The 687-nt window shown below is 49.9% G+C and carries 1 protein-coding gene; it reads right to left on the reverse strand.

Translation table 11 applies throughout. The features are described from left to right. Positions 1 to 45: 45 nt before the first annotated feature. Positions 46 to 687 (reverse strand): ATP-binding protein (locus tag ACOCD2_RS24205; RefSeq protein WP_368857525.1); only part of this gene is annotated, 642 nt, incomplete at its 5' end.

A 687-nucleotide genomic window follows, 5' to 3' on the forward strand; every position in this document is an offset into this window, starting at 1 on the left:
ATAAGTAATAATCTTTACAATAATTCGAGTAAGAATAACAATATTTCAGGCGGAAGCACCGAGTTCATGAACGTGCACCTGCAATGGCTTTGCTTGCGTAACAACCTGAGAATGATGAGTAAACAGGATGACCTGAGTCTTTTGAGCCAATTCAGCCAAGGCATTCAATGCCGCCTCGGAACGTGCATCGTCAAAATCCACCAGCACATCGTCCACGATAAAAGGCATGGGTTCCGCGTTTTCCATGTACTTTTCCAGAGAAGCCAGGCGCAATGACAGGTAAAGTTGATCCCGTGTGCCTGAGCTCATGCCTTCCACATGTACGCGTTCTCCCCCTGTACGAATACCCGCGAGGACCGGCTCATCCTTTTCATTGAAGTCAGTCATGAGTCTGTCGAATGATCCGAGCGTCAGTGCGGAAAAGTGTTGGCTGGCACGCGTGATCAGCGGTCCTTGGTTTTCTCTGCGATAACGCTCGATCTGGTCATGCAGTATCTTGCCGGCAAGCTTTACATGAACATAGCGTTCAGCATCTGCACGAATACTGGCTAACAGGGCGTTTGCCTGATCAGCGAGCACCGCCGCTTGATCATTGCCATCCATCAGTTCCAGTTCTTTTTCCTCGCGTCCCTTGGTCTCGGCCAGTTCCGTTTGGCGGGGTTCCAGCTCATCCTCAATTTTATCCCT

Source organism: Thiolapillus sp. (assembly GCF_048562965.1).
Lineage (GTDB): Bacteria > Pseudomonadota > Gammaproteobacteria > Chromatiales > Chromatiaceae > Thiolapillus > Thiolapillus brandeum_A.